The sequence below is a fragment of the Haloplanus sp. XH21 genome (genome assembly GCF_023276355.1).
Classification (GTDB): Archaea; Halobacteriota; Halobacteria; order Halobacteriales; family Haloferacaceae; genus Haloplanus; species Haloplanus halobius.
The window spans coordinates 2,450,602-2,470,456 of record NZ_JALLPL010000001.1; the positions used below are offsets into that span (position 1 = coordinate 2,450,602).

The 19,855-nt window shown below is 68.4% G+C and carries 28 protein-coding genes; 17 read left to right on the forward strand and 11 right to left on the reverse strand.

Translation table 11 applies throughout. The features are described 5' to 3' along the window. Positions 1 to 23: 23 nt before the first annotated feature. Together MXB53_RS12900 and mch are read right to left on the reverse strand one after the other, a co-directional pair. Positions 24 to 521 (reverse strand): double winged helix-containing putative transcriptional regulator, encoded by a 498-nt coding sequence (locus MXB53_RS12900; protein ID WP_248897950.1) that lies wholly within the window; start codon positions 519 to 521, stop codon positions 24 to 26. Next, entirely contained in the window at positions 518 to 1,450 is a 933-nt protein-coding gene (gene mch / locus MXB53_RS12905; RefSeq protein ID WP_248897951.1) for a methenyltetrahydromethanopterin cyclohydrolase, read from the reverse strand. Before mch ends, MXB53_RS12900 begins: the two co-directional genes overlap by 4 nt. Before the next feature lie 386 nt (positions 1,451 to 1,836). Between mch and nasA the strand changes: the two genes are divergently transcribed. Genes nasA through MXB53_RS12920 form a run of 3 tightly spaced genes read left to right on the forward strand, consistent with a single transcriptional unit; the run spans position 1,837 to position 5,461 of the window. Continuing rightward, complete coding sequence (nasA, locus tag MXB53_RS12910) at positions 1,837 to 3,948, forward strand: assimilatory nitrate reductase NasA (RefSeq protein ID WP_248897952.1); 2,112 nt, start codon at positions 1,837 to 1,839, stop codon at positions 3,946 to 3,948. Beyond that, a complete protein-coding gene (locus MXB53_RS12915) occupies positions 3,945 to 5,294 on the forward strand; it encodes an MFS transporter (RefSeq protein WP_248897953.1) in 1,350 nt (449 codons plus the stop codon). Before nasA ends, MXB53_RS12915 begins: the two co-directional genes overlap by 4 nt. Continuing rightward, positions 5,294 to 5,461 carry a hypothetical protein gene (locus tag MXB53_RS12920; RefSeq protein ID WP_248897954.1) on the forward strand — a complete coding sequence of 56 codons (168 nt, stop codon included), beginning with the start codon at positions 5,294 to 5,296 and terminating at the stop codon, positions 5,459 to 5,461. The genes MXB53_RS12915 and MXB53_RS12920 overlap by 1 nt, the downstream gene beginning before the upstream one ends. Before the next feature lie 5 nt (positions 5,462 to 5,466). On the opposite strand, the gene MXB53_RS12925 is transcribed toward MXB53_RS12920, so the two are convergent. Then, entirely contained in the window at positions 5,467 to 5,787 is a 321-nt protein-coding gene (locus MXB53_RS12925) for a thiamine-binding protein (RefSeq protein WP_248897955.1), read from the reverse strand. A gap of 85 nt (positions 5,788 to 5,872) precedes the next feature. Here MXB53_RS12925 and MXB53_RS12930 point away from each other — a divergent pair, with 85 nt between their 5' ends. Next, positions 5,873 to 6,046 (forward strand): hypothetical protein, encoded by a 174-nt coding sequence (locus MXB53_RS12930; RefSeq protein WP_248897956.1) that lies wholly within the window; start codon positions 5,873 to 5,875, stop codon positions 6,044 to 6,046. A gap of 82 nt (positions 6,047 to 6,128) precedes the next feature. Here MXB53_RS12930 and MXB53_RS12935 read toward each other — a convergent pair whose 3' ends face one another. Beyond that, positions 6,129 to 7,022: a winged helix-turn-helix domain-containing protein gene (locus tag MXB53_RS12935; protein WP_248897957.1), complete on the reverse strand. Its 894-nt coding sequence runs from the start codon at positions 7,020 to 7,022 to the stop codon at positions 6,129 to 6,131. 187 nt (positions 7,023 to 7,209) lie between these two features. On the opposite strand from MXB53_RS12935, the gene MXB53_RS12940 reads away from it, so the two are divergent. Next, complete coding sequence (locus MXB53_RS12940) at positions 7,210 to 7,986, forward strand: helix-turn-helix transcriptional regulator (RefSeq protein ID WP_248897958.1); 777 nt, start codon at positions 7,210 to 7,212, stop codon at positions 7,984 to 7,986. A gap of 38 nt (positions 7,987 to 8,024) precedes the next feature. Then, entirely contained in the window at positions 8,025 to 8,549 is a 525-nt protein-coding gene (locus tag MXB53_RS12945) for a DUF5817 domain-containing protein (RefSeq protein ID WP_248897959.1), read from the forward strand. Here the strand turns inward: MXB53_RS12945 and hmgA are convergent, their stop codons facing one another. Beyond that, positions 8,550 to 9,761 carry a hydroxymethylglutaryl-CoA reductase (NADPH) gene (gene hmgA, locus MXB53_RS12950; protein ID WP_248897960.1) on the reverse strand — a complete coding sequence of 404 codons (1,212 nt, stop codon included), beginning with the start codon at positions 9,759 to 9,761 and terminating at the stop codon, positions 8,550 to 8,552. Positions 9,762 to 9,846: 85 nt separating this feature from the next. Here hmgA and MXB53_RS12955 point away from each other — a divergent pair, with 85 nt between their 5' ends. Continuing rightward, on the forward strand, positions 9,847 to 10,299 hold the full coding sequence (locus tag MXB53_RS12955; RefSeq protein ID WP_248897961.1) for a YbhB/YbcL family Raf kinase inhibitor-like protein: 453 nt from the start codon (positions 9,847 to 9,849) through the stop codon (positions 10,297 to 10,299). On the opposite strand, the gene MXB53_RS12960 is transcribed toward MXB53_RS12955, so the two are convergent. Next, positions 10,296 to 10,817 (reverse strand): archaemetzincin family Zn-dependent metalloprotease, encoded by a 522-nt coding sequence (locus tag MXB53_RS12960; protein ID WP_248897962.1) that lies wholly within the window; start codon positions 10,815 to 10,817, stop codon positions 10,296 to 10,298. The two genes, MXB53_RS12955 and MXB53_RS12960, sit on opposite strands and share 4 nt — an antisense overlap. A 39-nt stretch (positions 10,818 to 10,856) precedes the next feature. On the opposite strand from MXB53_RS12960, the gene MXB53_RS12965 reads away from it, so the two are divergent. From MXB53_RS12965 to npdG, 5 genes are all read left to right on the forward strand, one after another. Continuing rightward, positions 10,857 to 11,270: a UPF0146 family protein gene (locus MXB53_RS12965; protein ID WP_248897963.1), complete on the forward strand. Its 414-nt coding sequence runs from the start codon at positions 10,857 to 10,859 to the stop codon at positions 11,268 to 11,270. A 602-nt stretch (positions 11,271 to 11,872) separates the two neighbouring features. Next, complete coding sequence (locus tag MXB53_RS12970) at positions 11,873 to 12,235, forward strand: VOC family protein (RefSeq protein WP_248897964.1); 363 nt, start codon at positions 11,873 to 11,875, stop codon at positions 12,233 to 12,235. Between the two features lie 35 nt (positions 12,236 to 12,270). Next, positions 12,271 to 13,137, forward strand: a complete 867-nt coding sequence (locus MXB53_RS12975; RefSeq protein ID WP_248897965.1) for a TIGR01548 family HAD-type hydrolase — start codon at positions 12,271 to 12,273, stop codon at positions 13,135 to 13,137. Next, a complete protein-coding gene (locus MXB53_RS12980) occupies positions 13,134 to 13,328 on the forward strand; it encodes a DUF7534 family protein (RefSeq protein WP_248897966.1) in 195 nt (64 codons plus the stop codon). The genes MXB53_RS12975 and MXB53_RS12980 overlap by 4 nt, the downstream gene beginning before the upstream one ends. Before the next feature lie 42 nt (positions 13,329 to 13,370). Beyond that, positions 13,371 to 14,039 carry an NADPH-dependent F420 reductase gene (npdG, locus tag MXB53_RS12985; protein WP_248897967.1) on the forward strand — a complete coding sequence of 223 codons (669 nt, stop codon included), beginning with the start codon at positions 13,371 to 13,373 and terminating at the stop codon, positions 14,037 to 14,039. Here the strand turns inward: npdG and hisE are convergent. The 3 genes from hisE to MXB53_RS13000 all read right to left on the reverse strand — a co-directional run bounded on the left by hisE (position 14,036) and on the right by MXB53_RS13000 (position 15,168). Next, a complete protein-coding gene (gene hisE, locus MXB53_RS12990) occupies positions 14,036 to 14,335 on the reverse strand; it encodes a phosphoribosyl-ATP diphosphatase (protein WP_248897968.1) in 300 nt (99 codons plus the stop codon). The two genes, npdG and hisE, sit on opposite strands and share 4 nt — an antisense overlap. A gap of 72 nt (positions 14,336 to 14,407) precedes the next feature. Further along, positions 14,408 to 15,007 carry a pyridoxal 5'-phosphate synthase glutaminase subunit PdxT gene (pdxT, locus tag MXB53_RS12995; RefSeq protein ID WP_248897969.1) on the reverse strand — a complete coding sequence of 200 codons (600 nt, stop codon included), beginning with the start codon at positions 15,005 to 15,007 and terminating at the stop codon, positions 14,408 to 14,410. Beyond that, positions 15,004 to 15,168 carry a preprotein translocase subunit Sec61beta gene (locus tag MXB53_RS13000; RefSeq protein WP_248897970.1) on the reverse strand — a complete coding sequence of 55 codons (165 nt, stop codon included), beginning with the start codon at positions 15,166 to 15,168 and terminating at the stop codon, positions 15,004 to 15,006. The genes pdxT and MXB53_RS13000 overlap by 4 nt, the downstream gene beginning before the upstream one ends. 106 nt (positions 15,169 to 15,274) lie before the next feature. On the opposite strand from MXB53_RS13000, the gene MXB53_RS13005 reads away from it, so the two are divergent. The 4 genes from MXB53_RS13005 (at position 15,275) to MXB53_RS13020 (ending at position 16,750) form a co-directional block, all read left to right on the forward strand. Continuing rightward, a complete protein-coding gene (locus tag MXB53_RS13005) occupies positions 15,275 to 15,541 on the forward strand; it encodes a thioredoxin family protein (RefSeq protein WP_248897971.1) in 267 nt (88 codons plus the stop codon). Positions 15,542 to 15,740: 199 nt separating this feature from the next. Then, positions 15,741 to 15,890, forward strand: a complete 150-nt coding sequence (locus MXB53_RS13010) for a hypothetical protein (protein WP_248897972.1) — start codon at positions 15,741 to 15,743, stop codon at positions 15,888 to 15,890. Then, positions 15,887 to 16,075 (forward strand): hypothetical protein, encoded by a 189-nt coding sequence (locus tag MXB53_RS13015; RefSeq protein WP_248897973.1) that lies wholly within the window; start codon positions 15,887 to 15,889, stop codon positions 16,073 to 16,075. Before MXB53_RS13010 ends, MXB53_RS13015 begins: the two co-directional genes overlap by 4 nt. A 54-nt stretch (positions 16,076 to 16,129) precedes the next feature. Continuing rightward, complete coding sequence (locus MXB53_RS13020) at positions 16,130 to 16,750, forward strand: methyltransferase domain-containing protein (protein WP_248897974.1); 621 nt, start codon at positions 16,130 to 16,132, stop codon at positions 16,748 to 16,750. A 37-nt stretch (positions 16,751 to 16,787) separates the two neighbouring features. Here MXB53_RS13020 and MXB53_RS13025 read toward each other — a convergent pair whose 3' ends face one another. Both MXB53_RS13025 and MXB53_RS13030 read right to left on the reverse strand, forming a co-directional pair. Continuing rightward, positions 16,788 to 17,237 (reverse strand): type IV pilin, encoded by a 450-nt coding sequence (locus MXB53_RS13025; protein ID WP_248897975.1) that lies wholly within the window; start codon positions 17,235 to 17,237, stop codon positions 16,788 to 16,790. 40 nt (positions 17,238 to 17,277) lie between these two features. Continuing rightward, positions 17,278 to 18,579 carry a DUF7096 domain-containing protein gene (locus tag MXB53_RS13030; protein WP_248897976.1) on the reverse strand — a complete coding sequence of 434 codons (1,302 nt, stop codon included), beginning with the start codon at positions 18,577 to 18,579 and terminating at the stop codon, positions 17,278 to 17,280. 128 nt (positions 18,580 to 18,707) lie between these two features. On the opposite strand from MXB53_RS13030, the gene MXB53_RS13035 reads away from it, so the two are divergent. Next, positions 18,708 to 19,835, forward strand: a complete 1,128-nt coding sequence (locus MXB53_RS13035) for a helix-turn-helix transcriptional regulator (protein WP_248897977.1) — start codon at positions 18,708 to 18,710, stop codon at positions 19,833 to 19,835. The last annotated feature ends 20 nt before the right edge of the window (positions 19,836 to 19,855 follow it).

The window sequence follows — 19,855 nt, forward strand, 5'->3', positions numbered from 1 at the left end:
GGTCGATCCGTCGGCGACGCGTCTCACCTGAGCGCGTACCGGGCCGGATCGGCGTCGACGCGTTCGGCGACATCGAGCAAGACCAACCAGTCGAGCAGGTGGCCGACGCGTTCGTGCCAGATACCCTCCCACCGTGAGGGGTTCTTGTGGCGCTCCCAGACGGGGACCGTCTCGCGGACGGCCGCGAAGGCTTCGTCGACGGTCAGCGGATCGGCGGCGTCGCGGAGGGCGTCGCGGACGGCCGCAGCGCCGAACACGCGATCGAGAAGCGTCTCGCGGCACTGCTTGCCCGTCGCCTCGGTGTCCGTCCGTCGGAACCCCGAGGGCGTCTCCTCGGCGAGTTCGAGCGCCCGGAGGAAGGTGAGCCACGTCCGCGCCACGTCACGACTCGGAATATCGAGGCGGTCCATGAGGCGGGCGCAGCAGTCGTCTTCGGTCCCGGGAACCAGCGGCACGGCGCGCTGCGCGCGCTCGACGAAGGCGAACTCGTCCGGCACGGGCGGGACGAGTTTGAACTTCACAGCCCGAACGACTCGGCCAGCAGGTCGTGGTTCGTCTCCCCGAGCGCGTAGGTCGGGCCGTCGATGACATCGATGGTCACTTTCGCGGGCGCGAACACCGACTCGGGCACCTCGTAGAAGTCCCAGTCGGCGTCCTCGAACACCTGCTCGAAGGGCGTGTCGTACTCCGCGGCGGCGGTCGAGGGAACCTCGTCGAACCGGTCGAAGTCCTCGCGCACCTGGAGGTAGACCTCGCCGCCGTAAGCCAGCGCGTCGTTGGTGCGGCCCATCGCCACGCCCTCGTCGTGACTCACGGGCGCGACGGGGGCGCTCCCGGCCGCCGACACCACGTCCGTCGGATCGTAGCCGAGTTCGAACAGGCGGAAGAGCGCGAGTTCGGGGGCGCGGGCGGCGGCGCTGACGCTTCCGGCCATCGATCCCGTGGCGTAGGTGGGCAGGAACACGCCGCTGGGGGCGACGCCGGCGCGGTCGGCCACCTGCTCGGCGGCAGGATCACCGGGAAGCGTCTCCGCTTCGACGGTCAGCACCGTGAGATCGAACTCGTCGTAGTAGCCGACGACCTCGAACTCGTGTTCTTCACCGACGAGCGCCCGCGCGGGGCCGGAGCCGAGACCGTCGACGCCCTCGGCGACGAGCTCCCAGCCCGCCTTCTGCGAACAGAGCAGGGAGAGCGCCGGTTTGTCCGTCGTGAGTTCGACGTGCGGGAAGGGCGTTCCCGCTACCCGATCCATCCGGGTCTGAATCGTCGCCAGGCCCGCCGTCTGGATCTCCGCGAGTAGTAATCCTGCCTCGATGCCCCCCGCCGCCGAAACGCCGAAATCCAGGACCGTCGCGCCCGACTCGAGTTCGATCACGTCGACGTTGAGTTCGCCCGCGAAGTCGATCGCCTCGTCGACGAGTTCGACGGCCATCCGGTTGAGACTCTCCATGCACGGGGGTTAGGCGGTTTCGGTTAAATGGGTTGCCGGTCGGGCGCGACCCGCCCACCGGCAGCGAGACGCGTCGACGACCACGCCGCCCGAGGGTTCGCTGGGGATGCCTACACATATTCGGTCGGAAATGCGCCCAATAGGAGAAGAGAGAGGCCCTAAATCCCATCTCATTCATCGTATTTCCACTAATCTCTCAGAATAGAATACGAACGAACACACAACATTTTTGCGTTAGTGGTGTCCAGTCATCTTCAGCCTGTGGCTGAGAAACACCAGTATACGACCATGATACCCAATATTACTGCGATAGGTCGCCATTTCAGTGAACGTTCAGTCAGTTGTCGCCGAGCGCACGGCGCACCGACGCGAGTCGAGGTGACGCGATGACCGATCCGGTTCCGACGACGTGCATGCGCTGTGCGGTGGGCTGTGGCCTGATCCAGCGCGGCGTCGACATCGGCTACGGCATCGATACCGTGCGTGGCAACGCCAACCACCCCGTCAACCGCGGAATGGCGTGTCAGCGCGGCGTCAGCGAGACGGCCGACCCCGACGGCGAGTGGCTCACGCGGCCGATGGTCCGGCGTGACGGCGAACTGCAGAAGACCACCTGGGATACGGCGCTGTTCGAGGCCCAGCGCGGCCTCGGGGCGGCGATGGACGCGGACCCGGATGCCGTGGCCGTCCTCGGCAGCGGCCAGCAGACCAACGAGGCGGCGTACGCGCTCGGGAAGTTGGCCCGCGGCGGCGTCGGCACTCGGTATTACGACGCCAACACGACGCTCTGCATGGCCAGCGCCGTCACGGCGTACTACGACGCCTTCGGGAGCGACGCCCCACCGCCCACCTACGAGGACATCCCCGAGGCGGATGGCCACGTCGTCTGGGGCGCCAACCCGGCGGTCGCCCATCCCGTCATGTGCCGGTGGATCACCAGCAGCGCCGAGGACGGCGACCTGATCGTGGTGGATCCGGTCGAGACCAAGACCGCGCGGGCGGCCGACCATCACGTCGCCGTCGACCCCGGCGGCGACCTAGACCTCGCTCGGGCGGTGCTGGCCCACGTCGTGGCGACGGACGGCGTCGACGAGGCGTTCGTCGACCGGGCGACGACCGGATTCGACGACCTCGTGGCGGGCCTGCCCGACGCAGAGACGGCGGCCGAACGCGCGGGCGTCTCGATGGCGGATGTCGAGCGCCTCGCGGAGACGCTGTCGACGGACACCCTCATCTACTGGGGCATGGGCGTCAACCAGAGCGTCCAAGGGACCGACACCGCGGGCGCGCTCATCGACCTCTGTCTCGCCACGGGCAATCTCGGCCCCGGCAGCGGCCCGTTCTCGCTGACGGGACAGGCCAACTCGATGGGGACGCGGGTCTGTTCCTCGAAAGGAACCTGGCCCGGCCACCGCGACTTCGAGGACCCCGACGAACGGGCGACCGTCGCCGACGCCTGGGACGTGCCCGTCGACCGCCTGCCCGACGACGCCGGCCCCGGTCCCGTCGGCATCGTCGACGCCATCGACGACGGCCCGGTGGAGGCGGTGTACGCCGTCGCCACCAACCCCGTCGCGGGGATGCCCGACGCCACCGACATCGCCGACCGCCTCGACGACGCCTTCCTCGTCGTGCAGGACGCGTTCCGGACCGAGACGGTCGAACACGCCGACGTGGTGTTGCCGGCGGCGACGTGGGGCGAGTCGAACGGCACCGCGATGAACATGGAGCGCACCGTCTCGCGGGTGCGGCCCGCGAGCGACCTGCCCCGCGGCGTCCGGACCGACCTCGGCATCATCACGACGCTGGGGAACGTCCTCGTCGACGGCCTGTTCGACCCGACGGCCGACCCCGCCGCCGTCTTCGACGAGTTCGCGTCGCTGACGGCGGGCACCGACGCCGACTGCTCGGGCATCAGTCACGACCGTCTCGACGAGGAACTCGCGGTGCGGTGGCCGGCGCCCGACGCCGACACCAGCGCCGGCTATCGGTATCACGAAGCCGACGGCGACTGGTCGTTCCCGACGCCTTCGGGGCGGGCGCGGTTCAGCGGCGGGACGGGACGACCCCTGCCGGAGGCCACCGACGACGACTATCCACTGGTGCTCACGACGGCCCGCGAGGCAGACGGCTACAACACGGGCGTCCGTTCTCGGTCCTCGCCGGCGGAACCAGGGACGCTCGTCGCACGCATACATCCTGCCACGGTCGAGGCACATCGCTCGGCGGTGGAGCCGAACGAGGCCGACGAACTCCACGCCTGCGTCGAGTCGCGGCGGGGCCGCGCCGTCGCCCGCGTCGTCGTGGACGACGCGATTCCAACCGGGATGGTCTGGCTGCCGATCCACCACCCCGCGACGAACGACCTGACCCATCCCGCGACCGACCCGCGCTCCGATGAGCCGAACTTCAAGCAGTGTGCGGTGCGTCTCGTCGCCCCCTCTGCGGCGGCGGAGACTCCCGCCTTCGAGCGCGAACGACCGCCACAGCACCCATGACGAACAAAATCGAGCAACTGGTGCTCGCCACGGTCGCCTTCTTCTGGGCGTTCCTTCTCTGGTTCTCGACGGCGGCGTTCAGCCCGAGCATCGGCGAGTTCTACGGCCTCACCACGGGCCAGCTCGCGTTGCTGGCGAGTTCGGCCATCTGGCTCGCGCCACCCGGACGCGTCCTCGCCGGGTGGGCCGCCGACCGCGTCGGGGCCCACAACGTCTTCACCATCATCCTCACGTACTCGGGCCTCGTCAGCATCGCCTCGGCGTACGCCTCCGGCATCGGCTTTCTCTCCGACTTCCAGGTGCTGTTCATCGAGCGCCTAGTCGTCGCGAGCGCGGGCATCAGTTTCGTCGTCGGCATCCAGCACGTCGCGCAGTGGTTCGACGAGCACGAAATCGGTACCGCGGAGGGGCTGTACGCGGGCACCGGCAACGTCGGCGCCGGTGTCGGTGCGCTCCTCCTGCCCCGCATCTACGGCACGAACTTCTCCGACGCCTTCCTGCATCTCGGGATCGTCGCGCTGGTCATCGCCGCGGTGTACCAGTGGCGGGGCGAGCCAGCCAAAGATCTCGAAACCGCCGAAACGGCCAGGCAGAACACCTCGCTCGGCGACACGCTGTTCGTCTGGACGCGCTACGCTGCCATCGGTCTCATGCTCGCGTACGCCATGTCCTTCGGCCTCGAAATCGCGATGAACTCCTGGCTGCCGAGTTACTACGCGCAGGGCTTCGACGGCGCGATTGCCGACCTCGGCTTCACCGGAACCGCGGCCATCCAGACCGCCGCGGGGACGTTCGCGGCCGTCCAGTCGTTCAACGCCTCGCTCTTCCGTCCCTTCTCCGGCTACATGTCCGACCTCTGGCAGCGCAAGGGCTGGACGCCGTACCCCCTGCTCTCGACGACGCAGGACTACTCGCCGCGCGTCCACTGGCTGATGACCGCGCTCATCCTCATCACGCTCACGATGATCGCGCTGACGCTCGTCGGCCTCGCCGGCATCCTGCCGGCCTCCGTCGTCGTCCTCGCCGTCTTCGGCGTCACGGTGAGTTTCGGCACCGGCGGGGTCTTCGCCATCGTTCCCGTTCTCTTCGAGGACCGCCCGGGCACCGCCTCGGGGTTCATCGGCGGCGTCTCCACCAGCGGTGGCATCGTCTACCCCCTCGTCTACGGCTACGTGCCCAACATCCACACAGGATATGCGGTCGTCGCGCTGGGCTGTTTCGTCCCGATCATCCTCTTTTACGTCTGGGCGATGCGCCACGAGGACGACCCGCGCGAACACGGCATCGGCTCCGCGCGTCGGTGGCTCGGACGGGAGACGACCGCCGCACCGGGAGGTGACGACTGATGGGCGGCGGCACGCCGACGGCCGGCACCCCCGACGACCCCGGCCACGACGACTGGTACCGGTGGGGGAAGGTCATCCTCTACGCCGAGATGGGCATCGCCATCCTTGTGACGGCGTTCTCGCTCTATCTGGCGTTCACGGGACAGGCCGGCTTCCTGGCGCACTGAGAGGATCAGTCCTCGTCGGGCGACCCGCGCGCCGGCCGCCCCAGCGCGTCCTCGACGCCCTCGACTTTCTCGGCGGCGGGCGCGTCGCTCGCGCGTTTGTCGTCTATCTTCAGGGCCGTACTCACGCGGTCGGCGTCCACCGCGCGGTGGGCCGCCTCGACGGCGTCGAAGAGCGTCCCGATGTCGTCGGCTTCGATGACGGTGCCCATCGGGTTGGTTTCGTAACTCACGTCGAAGGCATCGAGGGCGGCGACGGCGTCGGCAACATCTTCGGCCAGGCTTCCCTTGCGAACGGGCGCGACGCTGAGGAGTGCAACGACGGTCATAGGCGGGGAGAGAGCCGCCGGGGGATGTGCGTTGCGTCCGGTCAGACGCCGAACCCTTAGGCGTGAGACGGCCCGTCCGTCACGCATGGCGTCCTGTACGTACTGTGGCTGTGACGTGACCGCCCACGACCCGGTGTACGTCGAAGCGACGGCGGACGGCGAGCGCGTTCCCGCCGGGCAGTTCTGCAACTATGGCTGTCTCGCGGCGCACATCGAGGAGGAAGGGCTAACCCAGGGGGCTGTCTGCCGACTCGACTGAGATGGACTGCGGGGAGTCATGTCCGACTGCCGTGGGATTCGGGTACGAACGGGCACGACGGCCCGAATGATGCCACGCGGCCTCAGCCACCCGTCTCGGCGTCGACCACCGAAGGCTCGTCGTCGACGCGGAGCGTCAACGTGTCGCCGTCGCAGTCGATCCGGACGATAGCCCGCCAGGGCTCGGCGTCGGTGACGGTCGTCCGTCGGTCGGAAGCGGCGAACGGCAGCGTCCAGATGTGGCGACGGGTGACATCGACGCCGCGGTCGTAGAAGAACGCGACCACGGCGGGGTGGGAGACGAACAGGTCGCCGAGGCGGGTGTAGACCGAGCCGTCACAGGTGTCACAGGCGTGCAGCACGCGGTGTTCGATGGCGGGGTTGTCCCGCTGGGGCATCTCCTCGTCGGGCGGGAGGACACGCGCGGACAGGTTACCGGAACACCAGGGACAGACTCGCCGCGCCATCGACGCGATGTCGCGCCGAATGCGCTGGTTTGCAGCCCGGAGCACGCCCGCAGTCGGACGGTCGCTCAGGCTGCTCGGCGGGCAGAAGTAGCGGTAGAACACGGCGTCACACTCCGCGGCCGAACAGCGCACCCGAAAGAGGCTGTCGTGGTAGGCCGCCTCCTGTGACGCGCCGCAGACGTGACACGAGCCGTCGAGTTCGAACGGGTCGATCCGGACGCAGTCGGTGAACGTGCCGGCTTGCATCGCCTGGTACGCCCGGACGCCCGAATAGCTCAACCGATACCCCTCCTCCGTCTCCTCGACGAACTGTCCAAGCAGCCGTTTCAGATGGTAGTTGAACCGCCCGCTCCCCGAGATGTCGGCCCGGCGTCGTAACTCGGAGAAGGGGAGCGTCTCCGCGACGCCGGGCGTCGAGGCGTCGCCCAGCGCACGGATGATCTTGATTCGCGTCCGGTCGGCCAGAAGCGTGAAGGCGTCGTCCGGACGCAGGCTCTCGGAGTCCTCCACGATACCGAACGTGTCGCCGAGGCACAAATACGCTTTGTCGTGGCGGCTGCGTCGCGGCGATCAGAGATCCGGTCCGGACCCCGGACACCTCACCGACGGGACGGGCGACCACACGGTCACGACGGGGGCTGACGCTCGGTCCACGCGCTGGTTTTACACGGCAGGCAGTTCCAGTCACGTTCGAGAGATGTCGGACACCGCGCTCGAGTATCTGGTCGGATCGACCACCCGGCCGGCGACGCTGACCGCGCTCCGGGACCACGGCCGACTGTCGATCCGAGCGCTCGAGGATCGGGCGTCCGTCTCACGCCGCACCCTGAAGCGGACGCTCGGGACGATGGAGTCCCGTGGATGGGTGCAGTCGGTCGACGGCACGTACGAACTCACGTCGCTCGGGGTGGCGATCCTGTCGGCGTACGAGCGGTGCCGGGAGAACGAACGCATCGCCGAGCGGTTCCGCCCCTTTCTCGAACGCACGCCGGCCTCGGCGTTCGACCTCGGCATCGGAGAGCTGAACGGGTCGAACCTGGTCGATCCGACCGGCGATCCGACCGCGCCGACTGATCGACTGCTGGAACTCCGAACGGACGCGTCGCGGATCCGGGAGTGTGCCCCGTTTCTCCTCCGCGACAGCGTCTCGCAGTTCGTCGAGCGGGCCACGGCCGAACGCTCTCCGCCCTCAGTGACGCTCGTGCTGGCGGACGGTCGGCCAACGCCGGAGCAGTACACCGAAGCGTACTGCGAGCAGTTCGAAACGCTGCTCGACGCGCCGAGCGTCGACGTGTACGCCAACTCCGACGGCGTCCGAATCCCGTTCGGTCTCGCCGACGGACACGCCTTCGTCGGGTCGATGGAACCCGACGGGATGCCACACACCCTGATCGACGGCGAGCAGTCGGCGCTCGTCGACTGGGCGGACCGGCGGTTCGAAGCAGCGCTCGCCGCCGCGACGCCGCTCGAGTAGCCGACGGGTTCATTACCGACAGCGCGCAACGCCCGGCCATGTACGCGGTGGTCGGCTGTACCGGGTGTAATGCGCTCTGGCTGCTCACGGATCCCGAGACGGCCGAGACGGCGACCTGTCCCCAGTGTGGAACCCAACACCGGACGGAGCGACTGAAGCGCCAGTTCACCGCAGACGACCGAGAGACGGCCCGCGAGGCGCGCGCCGCCATGCTCGCGGAGCGTGCCGGCGCGACGGACGCCTTCGAATCGACGCCCACCGTCGCCGAGATGGAAGCCGACACCGACGAGCCGGTCGTCGACGACGACGAGTATCTCGACGCCGCCGGGATCGACGCGGACGCCGCCGCGGCGGCGGGCGAGTGCTCGACCGACAGCGGCGGATCGAGCCGCCCCGAAATCGTCCGCGAGGCGCTCCGCGCGCTCGACGCCCCAGACGAGGCGGCCGTCGTCGACTACGCCACCGATCACGGCGTCCCCGCCGACGCCGCCGCGGACCTGCTCGCTCGGCTGGTGCGACGGGGCGAGGCCACCGACGCCGGCGGCACCTATCGACTCCTGTAGCTACCGGCCGAGCGATTCGTGGGCCGAGGAGAGATGCCGGGAGCCGAGCGCCGAGAGCAAGGAGAGTTCGCCGGCGAGGGCGCCGACGGCGATGCATTCGGCCAGGGCGTCGGCGTTCGATCCCGGCGGATCGCCGCCGCCGGCGACGCCCATCAGGGAGAGAGCCTCGCTCTGGGTCGGGAGTTTCGTCCCGCCGCCGACGGTACCCACTTCGAGGGAGGCGAGCGAGACGCTCATGTAGAGGCCGTCCTCGCGCACTTCAGCGGTGGTGATGGCGTTCGATCCCTCGACCACCTGGGCGGCGTCCTGCCCGGTCGCGAGGAAGACGGCGGCGACGACGTTGGCGACGTGGGCGTTGAAGCCGAGACTGCCCGCCTTGGCGCTGCCGACGAGATTCTTGCGTGTGTTCACCTCGGCGACGGCCTCGGGGGTCGTATGCAGGCGCTCCTCGACGACATCACGGGGGATGGTCACGTCCGCGCTGACGCTCCGGCCCCGACCCTCGACGGCGTTGATCGCCGCGGGCTTCTTGTCCGCACAGAGGTTGCCCGAGAGCGCGATCAGTTCGGCCGTCGTCTCGGCTTCGACCACCTCGGCGGCCGCGCGGGTGGCGATGGTGGCCATGTTCATCCCCATCGCGTCCTTGGTGTCGTAGCGGAAACGGAGGAAGACCGAGTCGCCGACGACGTAGGGCACGACGGCGTCGAGTTCGCCGTGGCTCGTGGTGTCCTCGGCGGCCGCCCGCAGCGACGCTTCGTTGTCGCGCACCCACTCGACGAGCGCCTCGGCCTCGGCAACGTCGCCGACGCGGAAGACGGGCGCGCGGGTCATCCCCGACTTGGTGACGCGGGCCGTCGCCCCGCCAGCGTCGTCGAGCACGGAACAGCCACGGTTGACGCTCGCGAGCAGCGCGCCCTCGGTCGTCGCCATCGGGAGGTAGCGCTCCCCATCGACGGCGCCGCCGTGGACGGTGACGGGACCGGCGACGCCCATCGGGATCTGGGCCGCACCGACCATGTTCTCGATGTTGGCGTCGGCGCGCTCGGCCGGGAAACCGTAGGAGCCGACGGCATCGAGGGCGGCGTCGGCGTCGGATTCGACGAGCCGTCGCCGAGCGGTCGCGGCCGTGTCGGCGTCGGCGTGGTCTTCGAGTTCGTGCAGTGAGAGGTCGCCGTCCCGAACCCGCTGGACGAGAGCGTTCGCGTCGGTCATGCCCGTGTGCTTGGCTCCCCGCCGCCTAAGCGTTGCCGTTGGATTCCGCCCCAAACGTCAACTCGCCTGCGCCCGATCATCGACTATGGACCTGTCGAGCCCCGCGTTTCAGGACGGCGCACCGATCCCCGAGGCGTACGGCTACACCGAGCGCAACGTCAACCCGCCGCTCGAGATTTCGGGCGTCCCGGACGACGCCGAGTCACTGGTGCTCGTCGTCGACGACCCCGACGCAGTCGAACCCGCCGGCAAGGTGTGGCTGCACTGGCTCGTGTGGAACGTCGAACCGTCGCGAAAGCGCATCCCGGAGGACTGGTCGACCGACACGGCGACCGCCGTCGAGGGTGAGAACGACTACGGCGAGGTGGGCTACGGCGGCCCGAACCCCCCGGACCGGGAGCACACCTACCGGTTCCGCCTGTTCGCGCTCGACGATGACCTCGACGCGCCGCGGGGCGCGGGACTCGACCGCGTCGAACGCGAGATGGACGACCACGTGATCGAGACGGCGGCGTACGAAGGCACGTACGCGCCCTAAAACAGCGTCCGGTCGCAGGAGCCACAGAGGTTCTGTTCTTTCTTGTCGACTTCGCGGACGGTCGGGGAGAAACTCATCACGCAGCGCTCGTTGTCGCAGTGTTCGAGGCCGACGGTGTGGCCGATCTCGTGAATGATCTCCTTGCGAACCCGGTCGGCGAACACCTCGCTCTGGGGCTTCGAGGAGATGCCACCGTCGGAGGAGGTCTGCAGGCGGTGCGTGGAGACGACGGAGCCGTTACCGTTGAGATACGCGAGGCCGAACACGTAGTTTCGGCGGCGATAGTAGAGGTCCTCGGAGGTGATGCCGATGTTTTTCTCTCCGCGACCGACCCGGCTGGCGAGTTCGATGAACTCCTCGGCGCGGTACTGGTTCCGGTTCCGGTCGAACGCGCCGTTGGGGATGGTCTGGGTGTCGTGGACCGTCACGTCGCAGTCATAAACCGACCGCAACCCGGCAGAGGCCTCGCGTTTCACCTGTGCCGGCACGTCCCCGATCGGCACGATGTCGACGAGCATGCGAGAAGTTAAGCACGGCCCCGCTATAAATATCCCGACGTGACGGCCACGCGCACCGAACTCGCCGCCCGACTCGCCGCCTACGACCGCCTCCTCGAGGTGGGTGTCGGCCGCCGCCCGGAGGTGGCGGCCGCCCTCGTCGACGCCGGGAGCGAGGTGACCGCGACCGACGTGTTCGACGCTCCCGTTCCCAAGTCGGTCACGTTCGTTCGCGACGACATCGTGGCCCGCCGCGACGCCCTCGACGGCGGCCACCCCGGCGCGCCGTACGACGTGGACGCCGTCTACGGCCTGAACCTGCCGGCCGAACTCCAGCGACCGGCCCGCGACGTCGCTCACGCCGCCGACGCGGACTTCCTCTTCACCACTCTCGGCTTCGAGGAGCCGGTCCTGCCCGTCGAGCGCGAGACGGTCGGCGGCGAGACGCTCTATCTCGCCCCGCGTCGCAGATAGCGGGCAGCGAGCGTCGCCGACGGCTCAACGACGAAACAGCTCCCATCCTACGGCCGCATACGCCGGACAGCGAACACGATCACGGCCACGAGCACGAACCGGGGCGTGGCACCACCACGCCCGCGTCGACGCGACGGTCCACGGCTACGTCTACGAAGTCGAGAGCGGCGTACTCCGGTATCCGGGCGGGCGGATCGCCGAGGACATCAGCACGCGGAACGCGGAGTAGCGACGATACGGTTCAAATTAGGGCGATTGAATTGAATACACCTCGAAAGCCCCCGGCGTCTCGGCTCCCGGGACTCGCTGCGCTCCTCACTGCGTTGCGGTGCTTGCGTCGTCCGGGTTCGCCGAGACGCCGGCCCCTTTCAGTCCCGCCCAGCGGCGGCCGATTGGCCAGCCGATGCGGGCGGGACTGAAAGGGGCGACTCGCTGGAGGAAGGTGGCCGACGTAAGCACGCGAGCGAAGCGAGCGCGCGCAGCGAGGCCCCCGACTCCAGCGAGTCGGGGCTTTCGAGGTGGTTTCAGATCTCCTAGCTTATCTAAACGTTACCGCAGCGGCGCCGCCGACCTTTATAGTCCGGCCGCGCACAACTCGGAGCATGGACGTTCTCCACACGGCCATCGAAGTGACTGACCTCGACGCGACCCGCGAGTTCTACGAGGACCTCCTCGGCCTCGAACGCTCCCGCGAGTACGAACAGCACGGCGTCCGGAACTACTACGTGACAGGCGCCGGCCCCGGCGAACTCCAGTTCCGCGTCGTCGACGCGGTGCCCGACCCGGCGGGCATCGACCACATCGCCATCGCGGCCGACGACGTGGACGCCACCGTCGAGACGGCCGTGTCGGAGTACGGCGTCACCGTCGAGCGCGAACCCGCGACGCTGGAACGAGTGAACCGCCGCCTCGCGGCGCTCACCGACCCCGACGGCTACACCGTCCACCTGATCGAGGAGCTATAGAAAGGCACTTGGCCCGGCGACGCGGCCACCGTGGTATGGAGGCGGACGCGGTCGTTCTCGACATCGACGGCGTGTTAGTGGACGTGGCGGACTCCTACCGCCGAGCCATCGTCGAGTCCATCGGCCGAGTGTACGGGCGGACGGTCGACGACGACGCGGTGCAGGCGTTCAAGGACGCCGGCGGCTTCAACAACGACTGGGAACTCACGTACGCCGCAGCGCTGTACGTCCTCGCCCGCGACGCCGGCTACGACGCCGACGTGGCGACCCTGACTGACGCCATCGCCGAGGCGGGCGGCGGCCTCGACGCCGCCGAAGCCGTCGTGCGCGAGGCGCCCGTCGACGACGACGCCGTGTTCGACCGCTGGGACCCCGAACGGCTGCGAGACGTGTTTCAGGCGCTCTACCTCGGGACGGATCTGTATCGGGAGCTGGAGGGTGGAGAGCCGCCGCTGGAGTCGCCGGGGTATATCCACGACGAACCGGTCCTCATCGATCCGGCGACGCTCGACGCCCTCACCGAGCGGTTCGCGGTCGGCGTGTTGACGGGGCGGCCGGCCACCGAGGCGGACATCGCGCTCTCGCGGGTCGGTCTGACCGTCCCCGACGCCCACCGGTTCACGATGGACGACTGGGAGGAGGGCAAACCCCATCCGCGGGCGCTGGTGACGCTGGCCGAGCGTCTGGACGCGACCCGGGTGGTCTTCGCGGGCGACACCCTCGACGACGTGCGGACGGCGACCAACGCCGCCAACGCGGATCCGGACCGAACTTATCGCGGCGTGGGCGTGCTCACCGGCGGCCTGACGGGGGAATCGGGGCGACGGGCCTTCCGCGGGGCCGGCGCGGCGGCCGTCGTCGACGACGTGAACGCCCTGCCCGACCTGCTGGAGCAACCGTGAGCGCCGGTGCCGATGCCCCGCCGCGCTGGCGCCGGTTCGCCGTCGTCGCCAGCGTGCTGGTGGCGGTCGTCGTGGTCGTCACCGCGGTCCGCGCCCCGCCGGACCCGGTCACGCAGGTGTTCCGACTCGTGCCCGGCGTCGTCGTCGCCCTGATCCTCGCGTACTGGATCGCCCGAAGCGAGACCGAGTAGCGGTCGCGCAAGGCTTACCTCTCGGGCGTTCGCAGTCCGACCATGCGAATCGCATTACTCGGCGGGACCGGGGAGATCGGCGAGGGCCTCGCCCTCCGGTGGGCCTTCCACACGGACCACGAGGTCGTCATCGGCTCTCGCGATCCGGACCGCGCCCGAGCCAAGGCCGAGGAGTACGAGACGGAGCTGTCGAGTCGCGGCGTCGACCGGAAGATCAACGGGTTCGACAACGCGATGGCGGCCGATCGGGCGCAGGTGATCGTTCTCGCGGTGCCCGCCTACCACGTCAGCGACACGGTCGAGGCGGTGGCCGACAACCTCGACGACGAGGACATCCTCGTCACGCCCGCGACGGGGATGCAACGCGACGACGACGGCTTCCACTACCACCGCCCCAGCGCCGGGAGCGTGACGGAACTGGCCGTCGACGCCGCACCCGCGGACGTGTCCGTCGTGGGGGCGTTCCACAACCTCGCGGCCGGTCGGCTGGCCGATCTGGACGCGGACCTCGGCATCGACACGCTGCTCGTCGCCGACGATCCGGACGCGAAGGAGACGGTCCGGCTCCTGGCGGACGGTATCGACGGCCTCCGACCGCTCGACGCCGGCGGCCTCGCAAACGCCCCCGAAATCGAGGCGCTGACGCCGCTGCTTATCAACGTCGCGATGCACAACGAGGGGATGCACGACCTGGGCGTCCGGTTCGACTAGAAGCGCCCTTCGAGTTCGTCCCGCAGGTCGTCGACCGTCAGGTCGTGCATCGCCAGCAGGACGAGCAGGTGGTAGACGAGATCGGCCGACTCGGCGATCAGTTCTTCGCTCGCGTCGTCTTTGGCCGCGAGGATCGCCTCGGTCGATTCCTCGCCGATCTTCTCCAGCACGGCGTTCTCGCCTTTCTCGTGGGTGAACAGGGCGGCCGTGTAGGAGTCCTCCGGGAGTCGGTCGCGGCGGTCCTCGATGGTCGCGAAGAGGGCATCGAGAACGGCGTCCGTCTCGGCGTCTGTCACGCGTCGACCACCGCCGGGTGTCGAATCTGCTGCATGGGACGGGAAAGGGACGGCGGGGGCAAGGGCCTGTCGCTACGCCGTCGCGGGGAGTCGATCGAACAGCGCGAGGCGATGAATACGCGCGTCGTCCGTGAGTTCGGGGTGGAACGAGGTGGCGGTGATGGAGCCGTCACGCACGGCCACGGGGCGGTCCTCCCACGTCGCTACCACGTCGACATCGGGGGCGACTTCATCGACGGCGGGGGCGCGGATGAAGACGGCATGAAACGGGTCGTCCAGACCGGCCACGTCGAGGGGCGCCTCGAAACTGTCGACCTGCCGGCCGAAGGCGTTGCGGTCGACCACGGCGTCGACCAGATCGAGCGTCTCGACGCGGTCGTCGCGGGCGTCCCGCGAGGCGACGATGAGGCCGGCACACGTCGCGAGAATCGGTTTGCCGGCGTCGGCGTGGGCGACGATCTCCGCGTCGATCCCTTCGGTTCGGAGCAGGCGGGAGATGGTCGTCGACTCGCCGCCGGGGAGAACGAGCGCGTCGCAGTCGGGGACGACTCCCGACTCGCGGATTTCGACGACGGTGACGCCGTCGGGCGCGGCTCGTTCGATGGCCGCGACGTGTTCGCGGACGTTGCCCTGCACGGCGACGACGCCGATGCGGTGGCCCGTGCCCGTCACAGCGAGACGACGTTCAGCACCTGCACCAACACGCCGAAGAGCACGCCGAACGCGACGATAGTTCGGGGATCGATCCGGATGGCGTTGCGGTCTTCCGCGTCGAAATAGCGGACGAGACCCGCACTCGACATCAGTCCGCCGCCGCCCTGACTTCCACTCATACCCGAAGGCTGGGCGCTTGGGCCGCCTAAACGTTTCGCTCCCCGGTTTGGCGTCGCCGGTTGGCAAACGCTTATGCGCCCCGCTCCGGTATGCGGGAGACGGATAATGACCGTTCGATTGCTCGATTTCTACGCCGACTGGTGTGGACCGTGCGACGCACAGGACCCGATCCTCGAGGAGCTGGAAGCCGACTACGGGAGCGTCGAGTTCGAGAAGATCGACGTCGACGAGGACCAGGACACCGCCAACGAGTACCAGGTACAGTCCCTGCCGACGGTCGTCGTCGAGAACGACAACGGCATCGTCGACCGGTTCGTCGGTGTCACCCAGCGGCCGGACCTCGAAGCCGCCATCGAGAAAGCGAGCGCCTGATCGGGCGTCATCGCTGCCGCACCGCCCGCAGACCGCCAGTCACCTTTCGTCGTCATCGCCACCAGCGCCAGCTTCGCTGACGGTGTTTGTTTACGATCGTGAGATATTTCAGGAATAGGAGTAAGATATAAGATATTATTCGGGTGAGATGACATTAGTTGACCAGAATATTTTTAAATTATCACACGTATGGTCTTGTATGAGCAAATCATCCCAACGTTCGACCATCGAATCCCACACGGAGTACGTTCGCGGCCGCATCCGGTGTCCCGGGTGTGGAGAGCGCGTACCGCGAGACGGCATCGGTGCCGACGGGACCCACTGCGTCCGCTGTTCGGGGACGCGATGAGCGAGCCAGCGGAGACGCCACAGCCGGCGGTGTCGTCCACCGCGCAGTTCGAGCTGGCGTACCGGTACGACGAGCCGTCGAACCCGTCGACGCTGACGGTGTTCACCCCGGAGACAGAGCGCTGTACCACGGAATGGTTGACCGTAGACCGGCCGACAGCGGTGTCACTCGACGCGGTGCGGTAGCGGTCGGCCACGAATCCCCATCGTTATGCCGGTCGCTCCCCAATCGGGGTTTAAATGGGTCTCCTCGAAGACAAGTCGCGGGCGCGGCTGTTTTACAAGTACCTCTCGACGGTGTACGACCGGATCAACCCGTTCATCTGGAACGAGGAGATGCGCGCGGAAGCGCTCGAACTTCTCGATCTCGACGCCGGCGACCGGGTTCTCGATGTCGGCTGCGGGACCGGATTCGGGACCGAAGGCCTCCTGCAGTACACCGACGACGTGCATGGTCTCGACCAGAGCGCCCACCAGATGGCAAAGGCGTTCGAGAAGTTCGGTCGGACCGGTCGCGTGAACTTCTACCGCAGCGACGCCGAACGCCTCCCGTTCGCCGAGAACAGTTTCGACGCCGTCTGGTCGTCGGGATCGATCGAGTACTGGCCCAACCCCGTGGACGCCCTCACCGAACTCCGGCGCGTCGTCAAGCCCGGTGGCAGCGTACTCGTTGTCGGCCCCAACTATCCGAGCAGTTCCGTCTTCCAGCGAATCGCCGACGCCATCATGCTCTTTTACGACGCCGAGGAGGCGGACCGGATGTTCAGCGAGGCTGGATTCGAGGACGTGAACCACGTGACGATGGGGCCGTCGTACAACCCCGAAATCGCCATCACATCGCTGGCTCGCGTGCCGGAGTAACCGGGTCTGTCGGGAGTTACGGCTCGCCGGACACCGTTCAGGCGGTCGCCGAAAGCACCAGGAGCCGCCGGCCATCGTACCGGAGTTCGACGGTGACGTTCGCGCCGGCCCGGAGCGACGGCCGGTTGGTCGACGCGACCCGAATCGAGGCCCGCTCGCCGGGATCCCAGATCGGGTCCGCGGCGGCGTTGAACGGGCCGGTCGGTCCGGGACGGAACCCGCGAGCGGAGAAAAACGGTACCGGCGGCTGGTGGGCGAGTGACTCACCCCCGACACGAACGACCACGTCGAGCCGGCGCACGCCGACCGCATCGCCGGCGCGGTGGGTGAGCACGATTCGATCCCCGTCGACGGCGAGCGTCGCAGCGGTGAGCCCGGGCGCCGTGGGGAGGACGCCGAGCGTGACCGTCGCGACGGCGAGGCCGAGTGCGACGACGATGGACAGCCCCATCGCGGTCGAACCAGCGATGGCAGCGCGGTCGACCATGGGGTCGGTGGCGCGTCATGCCTGATAAACGTCGGTTCGATCAGCCCTCGGGCGTCGGCGTTGGTGTCGAGTCAGAGGCGTTCCGCTCCGGGGCCACCACCAGCGGGGGTGTACCGACGGGGACGACGGCGCTGACGTTCCGGTCGCCATCAGCGGCCGTGATCGTATACTGCCGGTTGGGCGAGAGCGTCCAGAGAGTGCCGTCGTCGCCGGTGGTGCCGATCGGGGTCGCCGCTCCCGGCCCCGCCGTCATCGAGATGGATACATCGGACGGAGAATCGGTGTCGACCTGCGCCTGAACCGGGCCGCCGGGGTACGTGTGGTTCACAGTGAGATGGAGGTCACCGTTCGATCGCTCGACTCGGCGGTCGACGACCATCGTATCGAGCGGCCGGCGCTGGTGTTCGGCGTAGACGACGCGGGCGTTACTGTCGACGAAGGCGGTCAGATCTCCGCGCCCGTGGGCGATGCGGACGGGATACGTCTCGCCGCCGCCGAACACCTGCGTCTGTTCGCGGGTCGTGTTCCAGATCACGGGGTAGCTCGTCGCGACGATATCGAGCGCCGTTTCGAGTTCGATCGGGTCGCCGGCGCCGTTCCGGAGGTCACCGCGGTACGCCTCGCGAAGGTACGCGTCGTCGACGATGGTGGTGAGCGTGACGCTCTGTGGACCGGTCGCGAGATAGAAGCGGTGAGGGCCGGCCTCGCCACGGAGTACCGACGCGGCGTGGGCGCGGACCGGCCCGGTGAACGCCGAGAGTCGGTTCCCGATCGAGGCCAGACGACCGCGGTCGATCTCGAAACGGGGCGTCTCCGCGGCCAGTTGTTCGAGCCGACTGCGGCGTTCGCCGAGTTCGTCGGCGGTGTTCCGGATGCGGACGAGCGAGACGAGCAACTCCTTCTCGGTGTGCTCACCACGATTGTACGCTCGGATAGCCCGGATCTGTTGCTGGTCGAGGTCGTCGACCGCGGCTTCGAGATCACGGAGCGCCGTCTGGAGGCGGGCACGGCGCATGTCGGTCGTGTTCGCCGCCTCGATGCGTTCGACCATCGCGAGCGTCCGGAGTCGCTCCGTCGTCGCGTCGGCGGAGAGACCGACGCCGGAGCCGAGATCGACGTACTGTTCGTCGACCGACGACCGATCGACCGACTCCGACGGGACGCCGAGGACGTTGATCTGTTGGAGCGGTGTCCGATTACCCTCGGTCTGTGCGACGGCGTCGCTCGGCTCGGTAACGGCCTGAGGAGACGTACCGCGGTCGACGGGGAGTCCGCCGACCGGTCCGACCACCGCAGCCGAGAGAAGGAGGAGGGTGGCAACGATGACGGGGAGGGCTCTCATCGGCCGACGGTACAGTCGCCTGGTACTAAAACCCCGCCTTCCGGCTGCGTCTGACGCCCGCTCACCGCCCGACAGGGGCTCTGTACCGATGGAAAGCGTTTTCCCGTCTCATCGAGATCCACGAAGTAATGCGGATTGCCGCGTCCCTCCTCGCCCTTCTGGTCCTCATCAGCGGGATCGTCCCCGCGGTAGCGGCCGTCGACGGCAGTGATGCCGTCGGCCCCGAGACCGACCCGTCCGCGACCGCCGACCGCCTCACCCTGAATGGACCCGTCGCGAGCATCGACGAGCCCCGTCTCACCGAAATCTACATCGCTCCCGATCCCGGCGGCGACGCCCGGTGGACCGTCTCGATCAGATACAACCTCTCGTCGGAGACCGATCGCCAAGCGTTCGATCGCTACGGACGGTCGTTCGAGGACGGGGACACTGATGTCGGCCTCGACGCCGACTTCTTCCGAGCGCTGGCGGCCGAAGCGAGCGAGTCGACGGCCCGCGAGATGTCGATACGGAACACCGACCGCAACGCGACCGTCCGGAACGGCACGGGCGTGATCAGCCTCTCGTTCACGTGGACGAACTTCGTGACGGACACCGAGAACGGCTTCGAGGTGCAGGACTCGGTGTTGATGCCCGGCAACCGGACCTGGCTCTCTTCGATCGGTCCGTCACAGCGGCTGATCATCGAGACGCCCGACGAGTACCAGGTGACGGATACACGGTTCGGCCTCGATAACGGCTCGGTCGTCATCGACGGCCCCCACACGTTCGAGGAGCCGCTCTCGGTCTCGTACCAGCAGACGGCGACCGAACAGGAGCCGCCGTGGTCGTTGATCGGCGGCGCGCTCCTGGTCGGTCTCGGGCTCGTCGCCGCCGCCATCTACGCCCGCCGACGGGGTGTCGATACCGAGGTGGTCCCATCGCCCACGACGGACGAACCCCGAGAGACCGAGGGCGGCGCAGCGGCCGAGGCGACGGAGGAAGCGACCGGAGACGTGGCCGAAGAAGCGTCCGGAGAGGCGGAAGAGACCGAATCCGCGGTCGATCCGTCGTTACTCTCGGACGAGGAGCGGGTCGAACACCTCCTCGAACGGAACGGCGGGCGGATGAAGCAGGGACAGATCGTTCGCGAGACCGGGTGGTCCGACGCCAAAGTGTCCCAGTTGCTCTCGACGATGGCCGACGAGGACCGGATCGAAAAGCTCCGCCTCGGGCGGGAGAACCTCATCTCCCTGGCCGAGGAGGACGAGTCGTAGATCCGGCAGATAGCGTCACG